This window comes from Arthrobacter sulfonylureivorans, assembly GCF_047607445.1.
GTDB classification, from domain to species: domain Bacteria; phylum Actinomycetota; class Actinomycetes; order Actinomycetales; family Micrococcaceae; genus Crystallibacter; species Crystallibacter sulfonylureivorans_A.
Window position 1 is genome coordinate 1 of the sequence record NZ_JBLKRT010000057.1, and the last position, 14,154, is coordinate 14,154.

At 68.6% G+C, this 14,154-nt stretch carries 14 protein-coding genes; 12 read left to right on the forward strand and 2 right to left on the reverse strand.

Annotated features, from left to right (window positions below; all coding sequences use genetic code 11):
- The 3 genes from ACMX2H_RS18070 to ybaK all read left to right on the forward strand — a co-directional run.
- Window positions 1-294: sulfurtransferase (locus tag ACMX2H_RS18070; RefSeq protein ID WP_414962546.1), on the forward strand; the 294-nt coding region annotated here is incomplete at its 5' end.
- Window positions 295-365: 71 nt separating this feature from the next.
- Entirely contained in the window at window positions 366-827 is a 462-nt protein-coding gene (locus ACMX2H_RS18075) for a SufE family protein (RefSeq protein ID WP_414962548.1), read from the forward strand.
- Window positions 828-829: 2 nt separating this feature from the next.
- Entirely contained in the window at window positions 830-1,321 is a 492-nt protein-coding gene (gene ybaK, locus ACMX2H_RS18080) for a Cys-tRNA(Pro) deacylase (RefSeq protein WP_414962550.1), read from the forward strand.
- Here the strand turns inward: ybaK and ACMX2H_RS18085 are convergent.
- The gene (locus ACMX2H_RS18085; protein ID WP_414962552.1) at window positions 1,318-2,571 is read right to left on the reverse strand and encodes an alpha/beta hydrolase family protein; all 1,254 of its coding nucleotides are present in this window, start codon (window positions 2,569-2,571) and stop codon (window positions 1,318-1,320) included. The genes ybaK and ACMX2H_RS18085 overlap by 4 nt on opposite strands.
- 100 nt (window positions 2,572-2,671) lie before the next feature.
- On the opposite strand from ACMX2H_RS18085, the gene ACMX2H_RS18090 reads away from it, so the two are divergent.
- The 7 genes from ACMX2H_RS18090 to ACMX2H_RS18120 all read left to right on the forward strand — a co-directional run bounded on the left by ACMX2H_RS18090 (window position 2,672) and on the right by ACMX2H_RS18120 (window position 9,460).
- On the forward strand, window positions 2,672-3,175 hold the full coding sequence (locus ACMX2H_RS18090) for a hypothetical protein (protein ID WP_414962554.1): 504 nt from the start codon (window positions 2,672-2,674) through the stop codon (window positions 3,173-3,175).
- Between the two features lie 14 nt (window positions 3,176-3,189).
- The gene (msrB, locus tag ACMX2H_RS18095; RefSeq protein ID WP_414962556.1) at window positions 3,190-3,612 is read left to right on the forward strand and encodes a peptide-methionine (R)-S-oxide reductase MsrB; all 423 of its coding nucleotides are present in this window, start codon (window positions 3,190-3,192) and stop codon (window positions 3,610-3,612) included.
- 226 nt (window positions 3,613-3,838) lie between these two features.
- Window positions 3,839-5,218: a DUF6421 family protein gene (locus tag ACMX2H_RS18100; RefSeq protein WP_414962557.1), complete on the forward strand. Its 1,380-nt coding sequence runs from the start codon at window positions 3,839-3,841 to the stop codon at window positions 5,216-5,218.
- Window position 5,219: 1 nt separating this feature from the next.
- Window positions 5,220-6,023: an SDR family NAD(P)-dependent oxidoreductase gene (locus ACMX2H_RS18105; RefSeq protein ID WP_414962559.1), complete on the forward strand. Its 804-nt coding sequence runs from the start codon at window positions 5,220-5,222 to the stop codon at window positions 6,021-6,023.
- Between the two features lie 49 nt (window positions 6,024-6,072).
- Window positions 6,073-7,140 carry a threonine aldolase family protein gene (locus ACMX2H_RS18110; RefSeq protein ID WP_136785150.1) on the forward strand — a complete coding sequence of 356 codons (1,068 nt, stop codon included), beginning with the start codon at window positions 6,073-6,075 and terminating at the stop codon, window positions 7,138-7,140.
- 123 nt (window positions 7,141-7,263) lie between these two features.
- Complete coding sequence (locus ACMX2H_RS18115) at window positions 7,264-7,854, forward strand: DUF3000 domain-containing protein (RefSeq protein WP_414962568.1); 591 nt, start codon at window positions 7,264-7,266, stop codon at window positions 7,852-7,854.
- Window positions 7,855-7,969: 115 nt separating this feature from the next.
- Entirely contained in the window at window positions 7,970-9,460 is a 1,491-nt protein-coding gene (locus ACMX2H_RS18120) for an HRDC domain-containing protein (RefSeq protein WP_414962561.1), read from the forward strand.
- A gap of 46 nt (window positions 9,461-9,506) precedes the next feature.
- On the opposite strand, the gene ACMX2H_RS18125 is transcribed toward ACMX2H_RS18120, so the two are convergent.
- Entirely contained in the window at window positions 9,507-10,541 is a 1,035-nt protein-coding gene (locus ACMX2H_RS18125) for a DMT family transporter (RefSeq protein ID WP_414962563.1), read from the reverse strand.
- 137 nt (window positions 10,542-10,678) lie between these two features.
- On the opposite strand from ACMX2H_RS18125, the gene ACMX2H_RS18130 reads away from it, so the two are divergent.
- A complete protein-coding gene (locus ACMX2H_RS18130; protein WP_414962565.1) occupies window positions 10,679-11,956 on the forward strand; it encodes a thiolase family protein in 1,278 nt (425 codons plus the stop codon).
- The gene (locus tag ACMX2H_RS18135) at window positions 11,953-14,079 is read left to right on the forward strand and encodes a 3-hydroxyacyl-CoA dehydrogenase NAD-binding domain-containing protein (RefSeq protein WP_414962567.1); all 2,127 of its coding nucleotides are present in this window, start codon (window positions 11,953-11,955) and stop codon (window positions 14,077-14,079) included. Before ACMX2H_RS18130 ends, ACMX2H_RS18135 begins: the two co-directional genes overlap by 4 nt.
- Window positions 14,080-14,154 lie beyond the last annotated feature (75 nt).

Below are 14,154 nucleotides of genomic sequence, written 5' to 3' on the forward strand. Positions count from 1 at the left end.
ACGGCGGCGTCCGTTCCGTGGGCGCGGGCCGCGGCCGAGGATGGCACCTTCCGCACGCGCGATGAGCTCGAAGCGATCTACCTGGACGAGGCCGGCCTGCAGCCGGGTGATGACGTGGTGGCCTACTGCCGGATTGGTGAACGCTCCAGCCACACCTGGTTCGTGCTCAAGCACCTGCTGGGCTTCGACACGGTGCGGAACTATGACGGCTCGTGGACCGAGTGGGGCAACGCGGTGCGGGTGCCGATCGTCAAGGGCGACCAGCCCGGCGACGTCCCCGCCGTGGCCCGCTGAGGAATAGCCGCCCGGCGCTAAACGTTAACGCTGACGAACCCGTTACCTCCAAGAGAGCGCAAAGTATGACTGTGTCGCCCCAGACCATTCCCGCCCCGCTGGCCGAGATTATTGATGACTTCCAGGCGGTCACCGAGGCCGAGCGGTTGCAGCTGCTGCTGGAATTCTCCCGCGAACTGCCGGAGCTGCCGGAGCGCTTCGCCGGGCATCCGGAACTGCTGGAGCAAGTGGTGGAGTGTCAGTCGCCGCTCTTCCTGACCCTTGAGCTGGGTGACGACCCGGACCAGGACGTGCAGATCTATTTCTCTGCACCGCCGGAAGCTCCGACTACCCGCGGCTTCGCCTCCGTGCTGCATGAGGGGCTGAACGGGCTTCCGGCACAGCAGATCCTGGCTGTCCCGGACGACATCGCCGAGCATCTGGGCCTGACGCGTGCGATCACGCCGCTGCGAATCCGCGGCATGTCCGCCATGCTCTTCCGGATCAAGCGCCTGACCTCCGAGGCCCGGCAGCTCCGCGCAGCCTCGGCCTGAGCATGGCCAAGCACAAACCCTCCGCCGGAACCCCCGCCACCACGCTGCTGCAGCGGGCGGGGGTTCCGCATCTGCTGCATAGTTATGCCCACGATCCCTCGGCGCCAAGTTTCGGCTTGGAGGCTGCGGAGGCGCTGGGCATGGATCCGGCCCGCGTGTTCAAGACCCTGATGGCCACGCTGGACGGATCGCTGGCGGTGGCCATCGTGCCGGTCAGTTCCAGCCTGGACCTGAAGAAATTTGCCGCGGCTTTGGGCGGCAAGAAAGCTGCCATGGCCGACCCCCAGGTGGCCCAGCGGCGCACCGGCTATGTGTTGGGTGGCATCTCGCCGCTCGGGCAGAAGCAGGCCAGCCCCACGGTGTTGGATTCCACCGCGCCGGGTTTCGCCACCATCCTGGTCTCCGGCGGGCGCCGCGGCCTGGACATCGAAATCGCACCGGACGATCTGGTCGCCCTCACGCAGGCTGCGGTCGCCCCGATCAAGTCTGGCTAGCGCTCACCCGCCGGAGTCAGCACACGGCCCAGGAAGGACGTGACCACGCGCTCCCAGCGTTCGGGGTCCACGTTCCATTCCCGGGTATGCCCTGCTCCACTGAATCGCTCGAAGGTGACCAGCGGGTTCTTCTCGGCCAGGGCCGCGGACGGCCCGTAGGGCACGAAGTCGTCGTTCTCGCTGTGGACGATTAGCGTCGGTACCTGCAGTTCGTCGGCCCGGGCCACCCAGTTCATCATCTTCAGGTCCAGCGGGGCGGCCAGTCCGGTCAGCAGCCGACCCGCCTTGTTCGAAATCAGCCACTGCGAGAACTGCCCGACGGCATCCGGAATTCGATTCAGTTTTGCCTGGTGTGCCAGCACATCGGTCCAGTCAATCACCGGGGCGTCCAGGACCAGCGCCCGGATCCGGCTCCGGTAGAGCGACTGGTCTGCCGCCTGCAGGCTGATCGCCCCGCCCATCGACCAGCCGACCAGGACAACATCCTGGGCGCCGTTCGCCAGCGCATACCGGATCGCCGCCTCGACGTCGCGCCATTCGGTCATGCCCAGCCCATAGCGGCGGTCCGGTGCGGACGGAGCTTCGCCGTCGTTCCGGTAGGAAATCAGCAGCGAGGTCAGACCCAGTTCACGGACTGCCCGCACCGCGCGCACGCCTTCCGCCCGGGACGCGCCACGGCCGTGCACCATAATCGCCCAGGTGGTGGCCTCCGATTCGGCGCGCACCAGCCAAGCGGGCGCGATGCCGCCCTCCACCTCGATCTGCACCTCTTCATTGGCCAGCCCGACGGCGGCCGGATCCGGGTAGGCGGCACCGCCCCACCAACCGCGCCTGGCTGCGGCGAGGTCGCCGGTGTACACCTGCTCGACCGTGCGCTGGACGGTACCTTCCCGCGGCGAGTACGACGTCACCTCGCCCACCCGCGCCACGCCGCGGCCGCCGTCGAAATAGACGCTGTAGACGCCCGGCGCGGTGGTGTCCACGGTGGCCGGCAGGATGATTTCCTGCTCCGGCCAGGTTCCGACGACGGCCAGGATCTCCAGATCCTGGACATGCTCGCGGACCGGAGTCAGCACCTGGCGGGCAAAGTAGGAGGCCAGTCCGGACGTCGCGCCGGCCAGGACGGATCCCGCGGTGGCTCCGGCCACGGCCCCGAGCAACAGCCAGCGAGCCCTGGGCAGGGTGCCGGCACCATTGCCATTGCCGGCGGTAACGGTCCCGGACCGGGAAGAACGTTCGAACAGAGCCATGGGTCCATTCTTGCCGGTGCCGCCGTGGACCGCTAACCAGCGCGGCCGTGGGCGTGCCGGTTTTGTTGTGGGCGGTTGGGCTGCTGATTAGGCTGGGCCCATGACGGAAACCATCGTGGTGCTGACCGAGGAACCGCTGAACGAGTCCGACCTGCAGAACCTGGGCTGGCTGGCGGGTGAGCAGACCGTCGCCGAGCAGACCACCTTCCGGGTGCTGATTCCGGAGGACACCAAGCGGAACCTGCTACTGGATTTCCTGGAACGGCTCAGCATGCTGGAGGTCGGCACCGCGTTCCGCGAACTGGCCCAGGGCCAGCCGGATCCGGACGAGGCCCGGCACGAGGCAGCCGAGGCCAAGCGGCTCTCGCTGAAACTGCTGGAAGAAGGCGGCTTCAAGGCCACGGTGGACATTGTGGAGGACGACGGCGTGTCCGCCTTGGTGGCCTACGTTGGCGCCCATGCGGCGGACCGCGCGGTGGTCATCACGCGGCCGCACGCCATTTCCGATACCTTCCACACCGACTGGGCCAACCGGGCGCAGGAGAAGCTGGGCATTCCCGTGCTGCACCTGTACTCGGGCTCGGGATACATTGGCGACTCGTGAGCGTTGGAGAGAATATGAGCAACACTGAAACCGGACAATTCCCGGTGACCAAGAGCGACGACGAGTGGCGTCGCGCGCTGAGCCCAGAGGAATACCACGTTCTCCGCGAGGCCGGCACCGAACGTCCTTACACCGGAGAGTACTGGGACAGCCACACCGAAGGCACCTACAGTTGCCGCGCCTGCGGAGCGGAGCTGTTCACCAGCAAGGAGAAGTTTGATTCCCACTGCGGCTGGCCGTCCTTCTGGGCGCCGCTGGCCGAGGGGACCGTCCGCTACCTGCGGGACGGCACGCTTGGCATGGAGCGGATTGAGGTCCGCTGCGCCAACTGCAATTCACATCTGGGCCATGTGTTCGAGGGCGAAGGCTACGCGACGCCTACCGACCAGCGCTACTGCATCAACTCGGTATCCCTGAAGTTGAAGAGTGCGGACTGACCCCTGAACCAATGAGGCCGGGACACGCCTTTTTCGTTTCCCGACTGTGATCAAGCCCGGCCAGCGCGAGCCGGGCTTTTTCATGTGGTCCGCTTCCGAAGCCGAGCATTACAGTTGCTTATCTGTCGCCTGTTTTGAAATAAGTATGGCTGTTGCGTTGCTACGCTCACTACATACTTCAACAGCTCGCCGGGACGTGCCCGGCCGACGGAAAGGCGAGGCAACGATGACCATCACCCCCACTCGCGCCACATCCCGCAACGCCATGCAGGGCAACCCGGCACAGCACCCCGCCTGGCTGCGGCTCAAGCAGGCCGCCACCGAACTGCGCGGGCTCCAGGTCCGCGACGGCTCCGTTCCGGACGACGGCAACAAGGCGGCGGCCGCCCGGCACACCGACGCCATCATCGACGCCGTCGAGCAACTGGCGCCGCTGTTCGAACACGACGCCGAGTACCTGGACAAGCTGGCCACGGACTTCCGCCGCTGGCGCGACGGCGGCTTCGGGGTCCCGGACTTCCTCGACTCGCTGCTGGCCTTCCAACCGCAGCAGCACCGGGTCAACGGGCTGCAGCACCTAGTGGTCTTCCCGATGTACACGCAAAACGGCAGCAGCGACCGGCTGGTCGAGGCCGTGCTGATCGAAGTCATCTGGCCGGATTTCATCGGCGAACTGGAGGCCGGCGCGTACTCCAACAAACTGTTCGTGCCCATCCGGTTCCTCGACTTTACGGCCGGCTATGACACCAACTCCGCGGTGCTCTTCCCGGAGACCGTGGCCGTGCGCGAAACCCCGGCCTTCACCTGGGGCGCCATCTTCGCCGACCGCGAGGCAGCGCGTTTCCGCACCGTGGTCCGCGCCGCCGCCGAGATCACCTCGCTCCAACTGCCGGAGGACGCGGCCGCCCTGCTGGACGACCAGCGGCTGACGCAGGAGACCTTCGTGATGTGGGACCTGATCCACGACCGGACGCACATGCGCGGCGATCTGCCGTTCGACCCGTTCATGATCAAGCAGCGGATGCCGTACTTCCTCTACTCGCTGGAGGAGCTGCGCTGCGACCTGACCGCCTTCCGCGAGTCCGTGCGCCTGGCCCAGGACGCCACCGCCTCCGACGAGGTCCGCAAGCACGCCCAGCTGGTGCAGTACGCGGTGATCTTCGACCGGATCTTCCGCTTCGCCATCACCGGCAACCGGGTGCGCAACTACGACGGCCTGGGCGGCCAGCTGCTGTTCGCCTGGCTCCACCAGCACCGGGTGCTGCACTGGACGGACGGCAAGCTCTCCATCGACTGGGAGAACGTGGCAGACGCCGTGGTGGCCCTGGGCCACGAAATCGAGGAACTCTATTGGCGTTCCATCGACCGGCCCAAGGTGGCGCACTGGCTGGCCGCCTACGAGATGCTGACCAAGACGCTGACCCCGCATCCGGCCTCGGTGTGGGCCAAGGGCCCCGACGCGCTCCCGCTTACCGGCCTCCCGCGCGAGGTGACCGACCAGGTGATGGACGACGAGTTCCCGCTGTCCATGTTCTACGAAGCGTTGTCGCGCAAGATGAAGCCGGTGATCGAGTCCACGTCCGGAATTACCGGAGAGGCGGCCTGACTTGGCCGGCGGCCCGCAGGCCGGCACCGGTGCGGCATCCGTCAGCTCCGACCAGCTGCTGGGCGCCGCACCCGGTCCCGGCGGGCTGACGGGCTTGAAAGTGGTGGTGGCCGGAGCCTCCGGCGCTTCCGGCCAGGCCGTCACCGCTGCCCTGACCGGAGCGGGTGCCACCGTCTTCGCAGTGGGCAGCAACAGGGACCGGCTCACCGCCGCCTACGGAGAGAACGACGCCGTTGCCTCCTTTGAGTGCAACCTCGCCGACCGCGCGGCGGTTGAGGAGCTGGCCGGTTCGATCGCCGCCCAGCACGGCGGCGCCGACGGCCTGGTCCACTTGGTCGGCGGCTGGCGCGGCGGCAAGGGCCTGACCGGGCAGTCGGACGAAGACTGGGACTTCCTGCACGCACAGCTGATCACCACGCTGCGGAACACCACCCGTGCCTTCTACCCACAGCTCGAGGCGTCCGGATCGGGCCGGGCCGCCATTGTCTCGGCCACCGCAACGGAGTCCCCTACCGCCTCCGGTGCCAACTACGCAGCCGCCAAGGCGGCCGCGGAGAGCTGGATGCTCTCGGTGGCCGATGGCTTCCGCCGCAGCCAATCCGGACGCAAGGAGGATCCCGTCCCCCCGCGCTCCGCCGCCGTCGTGCTGGCGGTCAAAGCGCTGGTGGATGATGCGATGCGCCTTGCCGATCCGGCCAAGGAGTTCCCCGGCTTCACCGATGTGGCGGATCTGGGCCGCGCGGCGGCCGCACTGTTCGCCTTGGACGCGGCCCTGCTCAACGGTGCGCACATCCGGCTGGCCTGAGGTGCGCACCGTTGTGACCGCAACCACCAATTAAGGAATACTGAAACACGTGACCGATTCCCCCCTGCTTTCCGGCTCCCTGCACGACACCGATCTGCGCGGCTTTGCCTCCGACAATTACTCCGGCGTCCACCCGGAGATCCTGACGGCGCTGGCCCACGCAAACACCGGGCACCAAGTCGCCTACGGCGAGGACGCGTACACCGCACGGCTGCAGCAGGTGATCGCCGGGCACTTCGGCGAAGCCGCCCAGGCGTTTCCGGTCTTCAACGGCACCGGCGCCAACGTGTTGTCGCTGCAGTCACTGCTGCCGCGGTGGGGTGCCGTCATTTGCGCTGCTACCGCCCACATTAACGTGGACGAAAACGGCGCGCCCGAACGGGTCGGCGGGATCAAGCTGCTGTCCGTGCCGACCGACGACGGCAAGCTCACCACGGAGCTGATCGACCGGGAGGCCTGGGGCTGGGGTGACGAACACCGCGCACAGCCGCTGGCCGTGTCCATCACGCAGAGCACCGAACTCGGCACGCTGTACAGCATCGAGGAAATCCGCGCGATTGCCGACCACGTGCACGAGCGCGGCATGAAGCTGCACATGGACGGGGCACGGCTCTCCAACGCCGCCGCTGCACTGGGCACCGACCTGCGCAGCTTTACCACCGACGCAGGTGTGGACATCCTCTCGCTCGGCGGCACCAAGAACGGCATGCTCTACGGCGAATGCGTGGTGGTCCTGAATCCCGATGCAGCCCACGGCCTGCCCTACCTGCGCAAGATGAACATGCAGCTGGCCTCGAAGATGCGGTTCATCTCGGCCCAGTTCATCGCCCTGTTCGACGGCGACCTGTGGCTGCGGTCGGCGTCCCATGCCAATGCCATGGCCGCCCGGCTGCGGGCAGCGGTCGAGGGCACCACCGGGCTGTCCTTGACCCAGCCCACCCAGTCCAACGCGGTGTTTGCCGCGCTGCCGCCGGGCGTGGCCGACCGGTTGCGGCAGAAGTTCCGTTTCTATGACTGGGACGAATCCCGCGGCGAGGTCCGCTGGATGTGCTCTTTCGACACCACCGAAGAGGACATCGACGCCTTCGCCGCGGCCATCCGGAGCGAGCTTTCCTAGCCAGTTTTCCGGCAGTGCCCGGTTCCCCCGGCTTTTCCGGCGCGCCTGCCTGACGTCCGGCGGCGACAGGCCTAATCTGGCACTGTGAGTGCGATTGATCTCTCAGCAGTGCCGCCTGAGTTCATGCGGGCGCTGTCGGCTTTGCGCCAAGCGCAATGCCGGAACGAACTGAAACTGGAGGAAATCCCGGCTCCCTCGCGGCTGGCCCCGTTCGCCGTCGCCCTCGGCGCCGAAGTGACTGCCCTGCCCGGCCCCCGGCCGCTGCACGGTCCCGCGGTCACTCCGCTGCAGGGCACCGAGGCCCAGGAACTGGCCACCGGGCGGTTCATCCTGCTGTACGACCCGGAAGGCTCCCCGGTCTGGGACGGCACCTTCCGGATTGTCACCTACATCCGCGCCGAACTGGATGCGGACATGGGCAACGACACCATGCTCGGCTCGGTCGCCTGGGACTGGCTGGTGGAAGCCTTGGAAAACCACGGCGCGCCGTATCGCAACGCCGGCGGGACGGCCACCCGCATCCTGTCCGAGAGCTACGGCACGCTGAGCGGCCGGCAAGACTCCATCGACATCGAGCTGCGCGCTTCCTGGACGCCAGCCTCCGCCGACATCCGCTCCCATTTGGAGGCCTGGAGCGACATGGTCTGCACCTACGCCGGCCTGCCGCCGCTCCCGGACGGGGTGGCAGCCCTGCCGAACCGCCGCCGGAACTAGCGGCCCGTACCAACCACCTGCGGCCCGGCGAAACCGCCGTCCGGCGGGCAACACGAGTGTTTTCGGCATCATATATTCGGCCCTGCGCATACTGCTGGCCTAAACTGAACGGATCATGAGCTCCTTGACTTCGGACGCGTCCGGGCACACCGGCCCAGACCAGAGCACTTCCAACGACGCCGCAGAACCCCAGGAGCAGGCTCCCGAGCTGATCCACCTCGACGCGCCGCGCGAAGGCGTCCCCTTGGTCATCGCCACTGAATCAGGACTGCAACGTGCCGCCGACGCCCTGGCAGCAGGGACCGGGCCGGTGGCCATCGACGCCGAGCGGGCCTCCGGCTTCCGCTATGGCCAACGCGCTTTCCTGGTCCAGCTGCGGCGCGAAGGCGCCGGCACCTGGCTGATCGACCCCGAGCCGTTCGGCGACCTGCAACTGCTCAATGACTCGCTGCGCGGCGCCGAATGGATCCTGCACGCCGCGACCCAGGACCTGCCCTGCCTGTCCGAACTGGGCATGTGGCCGGACAAGCTCTTCGACACCGAACTCGCCGCCCGGCTCGCCGGGATGCCCCGGGTGGGCCTGGCAGCGGTCATCGAATCACTGCTCGGCTTCACGCTGGCCAAGGAGCATTCCGCCGCCGACTGGTCCACGCGGCCCCTGCCGGAGCCGTGGCTGCGCTATGCAGCCCTCGACGTTGAGGTCCTGATCGAGCTCCGCGAGGCGCTGATCGCCAAGCTGACGGAGGCCGGAAAGCTCGAGTACGCGCTGGAAGAGTTCGAGGCCGTCCGCACCGCCCCGCCGTCGCCGCCGCGCGTCGACCCGTGGCGCCGCACTTCCGGCTTGCACCAGATCCGCGACCGCCGGCAGCTGGCCGCCGTACGCGAGCTCTGGAACGAACGCGAAGCCTTGGCCGCCAAGCGCGACGTCGCGCCGGGCAGGCTGATTCCGGACTCCGCCGTCGTCGCCGCCGCCAAGGCCATGCCCGTTACCGTCCCGCAGTTGCTGGAGACCCACGGTTTCCACGGCCGGGCCGCCCAGCGCGAAGCCCCGCGCTGGCTGCGGTGCATTGCCGCGGCCCGGAGCCAGACGGATCTGCCTCCGCTGCACCTGCCCACCAACGCTCCCCCGCCGCCGCGTTCCTGGGCGGACAAGGACCCGGCCGCCGCGGCCCGGCTGCAAACCGTCCGGCCCCGCCTGGCCAGCCTGGCCGAGCAGCTGGATATGCCGGTGGAGAACCTGCTCACCCCGGATTACCTGCGCCGCACCGCGTGGCGTCCGCCGGAGCCGATCACGGAACAGACCGTGGACGCCGCACTGGAAGAGCTCGGTGCACGGCGCTGGCAGCGTCAGCTCACCGCCGGCCTGCTGGCCGATGCCTACGCCCATCCGGAGCCCCTGGTCGCCAAGGAGCGCCAGGATAAGCCGGACGGATCCGGCAACGACGACGGTGCCCGGAGCTCCGTGCGGAGGCGGGCCGCTGCCGGCGTCGCCGGCGCTGCAGGTTCCGCTGGTCCCGCCGCCAGTACCGCCGCGGCCGCAACGTCCGCCGGTACCGCCGTCGGGTCCATCCGACGCCGCCGGCGTGAACGGCGCTCCCCCGCGTGACCTAAGCGGCCGGCAGCACGTTTCCGGGTCAGGCGCGGCCCGGCAGCTACCCGATCCTCCCCGAGCGCTTGGCCGCGCTGCCAGGCTCGCCGCCGGCTGGCGCTGCCACCGGCGCTCGACCTCCCGCTGTCACCCGCCGCCGGCGTCCGGGCATGGTCAGGACCGCCAAGCTGGCGATGACCAGCAGGATGCCGCTCCAGCCCTGCAGCGGCAGGCGTTCGCCCACCACCAGCACTGCCAGCACGGCGGCCACCACCGGCTCCGCGAGGGACAGCGTGGTGGCTGTGCTTGCGCGCACCCGTGCGAGGCCAAGGCCGAACAGCACGTAGCCTGCAAACATCGGCACCAAGGCCATGTAGGCCCCCACGGCGGCGTTGCTCCAGGACGCCAGCAGCGGAGCGCCGGTGGCCAGCAGCACCGGCATCAGCAGCAGCCCACCGACCCCGAACATCGCCCCCATGGCGGCCCGGGCCGGCACGCCGCCGCCGATGATGCGGTGGGCGGCCCAGGAATAGAGGGCATACGTGAGTCCGGCCACCAGGCCCAAGCCGATCCCGGCCAGCGTGCCGCCCCCTCCCGGGTCCCCGGCACCGGCCGCGGAATGGCCGACGCTTTGCGCAGCAGCGAAGCAGAGCAGCGCGGTGCCGGAAAGTCCCAGCAGCGCGGCAGCGCCCCAACGCACACTCAACCGATGCCGGTCCAAGGCACGCTCAATCAAGGCAGAAGCCAGCGGTGCCGAGCCGATGCTCACCACCGTGCCCACGGCCACGCCGGCCAGATGCATCGAACTGTAGAAGGCGAGCGGGTACACCGCCACAGCCATCGCTCCCAGCAGCACCAGTTTCCATTGCCCCTGGAGTTGCAGACGGGCACGGCCCATGGGGCGCAGCGCGGTCAGCGCTTGGAGCAGCCCGCCCACGCCCATCGCCACTGCGCCGATGGCGAGCGGCCCGGCGTCGGGCGCAAAGGTGGCGGCCGTACCGGTGGTTCCCCAGAGCACTGAGGCCGCCAGCACCAGGAGCGCACCGGAAACCGCGCCGGGATGCGCCCGCGCCTGCGGGGGCGGTTGCTTTAGATCCATTGCTCCTCGCCGGGTTGCCACTAGGGCCAGCCTATACGCGGCACCTCACGGCGCTGCGGCCACCGCCGCTTGCTGGGCATGTTACCCACGGGTAACATGTGGCTGGTACTGTGTCCCGCATCTCATGGAGGTTCCAGGTGAGCCCAGCATCCGCGCCCCGTGCCCTGCGTGATGTCGTCTTTGTCGACGGCGTGCGCACCCCGTTCGGCAAGGCGGGTGAGAAGGGCATTCATGCCGGCACCCGGGCCGACGACCTGGTGGTCAAATGCGTCCGCGAACTACTGCGCCGCAACCCGTCGCTGCCGCCCGAACGCATCGACGACGTGGCCATCGCCGCCACCACCCAGACCGGCGACCAAGGCCTGACCATTGGGCGCACCGCGGCGTTGCTGGCCGGGCTGCCCCGCTCGGTGCCCGGCTTCGCGATCGACAGGATGTGCGCCGGTGCCATGACTGCGGTGACGACGACGGCAGGCGGCATCGCGTTCGGCGCGTACGACGTGGTGGTGGCCGGCGGCGTCGAACACATGGGCAACCATCCGATGGGCCAGGGCGTGGATCCGAACCCGCGGTTTGCCAGCGAACGGTTGGTGGACCCCACCGCGCTGAACATGGGCAACACCGCGGAGAACCTGCACGACCGTTTTCCCGACATCACCAAGGAACGCGCGGACGCCTACGCCGCCGCCAGCCAGGCGAAGCTCGCAGCTGCCTACCAAGACGGCAAGATCCAGCCCGATCTGGTGCCGGTCGCCGGCCGCAAGCCGGGCGAAGGGTGGTCGCTGCACAGCGCCGACGAACCGCCGCGCCCGGGCACCACCCGTGAAGACCTGGCTAGCCTCCGCACTCCCTTCCGTCCGCACGGCCGCGTCACCGCCGGCAATGCCGCGGGCCTGAACGACGGCGCCACGGCCTCGCTGCTGGCCTCCGCCGACGCCGCCGCAGAGCTGGGCCTGCCCGTGAAGATGCGCCTGGTCTCCTACGCCTTCGCCGGGGTGGAGCCCGAAGTGATGGGCATTGGTCCGGTCCCTGCCACGGAGAAGGCGCTGAAAATGGCCGGCCTGGACATCGCGGACATCGGCTTGTTCGAGATCAACGAAGCCTTCGCGGTCCAGGTCCTTTCCTTCTTGGACCACTACAACATTGCCGACGACGATCCACGGGTTAACCGCTATGGTGGGGCCATCGCCGTCGGGCATCCATTGGCCGCCTCCGGGGTGCGGCTGATGACCCAGCTGGCCCGCCAGTTCGAAGATGATCCGTCGGTCCGCTACGGGCTGACCACCATGTGCATCGGGCTGGGCATGGGCGGGACCGTGATCTGGGAAAACCCGCATCACCAGGACTATTCGGGCCGCAGCCACCAGACGGTTGCCGCAAGCGCTGCCGTATCCGCAGGAGAGGACCACGCATGACCGCCGCAGACTTCACCGCCTTGGCCGCCAAGTTCCCGGACGAGACCGTCACCCACTCCTACGTCCGGGATGTGGAGTTGCCGGGGGCCGGGACCTTGGCCCTGCTGACCTTGGACAACGACCTGGACCACCGCAAGCCCACCACGCTCGGACCAAACACCCTGGTGGAACTGGGCACGGCACTCGAACGGCTCAAGGCCCGGGCCGCGGCGGGCGAGATTTCCGCGGTCGCCGTCACCGGCAAGCCCTACTACCTGGTGGCCGGCGCGGATTTGAGCTCGGTAGGAAAGCTGACCGATCCGGAAGACGGCCGGGCCATGGCGCGGCTGGGCCATGACGCCTATGCCACGCTCGCTTCGATGGGCGTGCCGACGTTCGCGTTCATCAATGGGGCGGCGATGGGCGGCGGGCTGGAGATCGCGCTGGCCGCCGACTACCGCACGGTCTCGGCCGGCGCCAACGGCATCTCGCTGCCGGAAGCGTTCCTGGGCCTGATCCCCGGCTGGGGCGGCGTCTACCGGCTGCCGCGGCTGATCGGCCCGGCCAACGCGGTCAAGGTGATGATCGAGAATCCGCTGAGCAACAACAAGATGCTCAACGGCCGGGCCGCCCACCAGTTGGGCATTGCCGATGCCCTGTTCGAGCCGGCGGACTTCCTGGAACAGTCGCTGGCGTGGGCCGCCCGGATCCTGGCCGACGACGACGCCCGCCGGCAGGTGGCCGTCCGCCGCGCCGAACACTCAACCGCAACGGAAGCCGACTGGGACCAGGCGATTGCCGCCGGGCGTGCGTTCATCGAAGCCAAGACCGCCAACGCCGCGCCCGCACCGGCCAAGGTGCTGGACGTGATGGAAGCGGGCCGCGGCAAAAGCCAGCAGCAGTCCGCCGACCTGGAAGTGGAGGCGCTCGCCGAACTGATGCAGTCCCCGCAGTTCCGGGACACCGTGTACGCGTTCCTGGAGCTGGTGCAGAAGCGCTCCAAACGGCCGGCCGGGGCGCCGGACGCGCAGCTGGCCCGGCCGGTCACCAAGGTGGGCGTGGTCGGCGCCGGCCTGATGGCCAGCCAGCTGGCCCTGCTGTTCGCCCGCCAGCTGAAGGTGCCGGTGGTCATGACGGACATCGACCAGGCCCGGGTGGACAAGGGCGTGGGCTACGTCCACGCCGAAGTGGACAAGCTGCTGGCCAAAAACCGTATCTCGGCCGATGCCGCCAACCGCACCAAGGCCCTGGTCACCGGATCGGCCTCCAAGGACGCCTTCGCGGACGCCGACTTCGTGATCGAGGCCGTGTTCGAGGAACTGGCCGTGAAGAAGCAGGTCTTCGCCGAAGTGGAGGCGGTGGTCTCCGAGGACTGCATCCTGGCCACCAACACCTCCTCGCTCTCCGTCACCGAGATGGCAGCGGACCTGCTGCATCCCGAACGCGTGGTCGGTTTCCACTTCTTCAACCCGGTGGCCGTGATGCCGCTGCTGGAAATCGTCCGGGCGCCGAAGACCAGCGACGCGGTCCTCTCCACCGCCTTCGTGCTGGGCAAGGCCCTGAAGAAGACCACCGTGCTGGTCCAGGATGCCGCAGCCTTCGTGGTCAACCGCGTCCTGCTGCGGCTGATGGGCGAGGTGGCGAACGCCTTCGACGAAGGCACCCCCGCCGAGGTAGCGGACACCGCGCTCAAGCCGATGGGCCTGCCGATGACGCCGTTCACCCTGCTGGCCATGGTCGGCATCCCGGTGGCCCAGCATGTCACCGAGTCCCTGCACGCCGCGTTCGGCGACCGCTTCCGCGTCTCCGCCAACCAGCAGCGGCTCATTGACCACGGCATCAAGTCCCTCTGGGCCACCGACGAGGACGGCCGGCAGGTCGTCCCCGAAGCCACGCTGGCGCTGCTGGAATTCGGCGACTCCCCGAGCACCTCCGAGCAGCTGCTCCGCCGCACCCAGGACGCCCTCGCCGAGGAAATCGGCGTCATGCTCGACGAAGGCGTGGTCGCCGCGCCCGAGGACATCGACCTGTGCATGATCATGGGCGCCGGCTGGCCGCTGCACCTGGGCGGCATCACCCCCTACCTGGACCGCGTCGGCGCCTCCGAACGGGTCAACGGCCGCAAGTTCCACGCTGATCGATAGGAGACGCCAGTAGCGCAACTGGCAGGGCCGTCTGCCGCAGCGCCGCCTTCTTCTTCCTTTCGTCGAGGGGGAAGA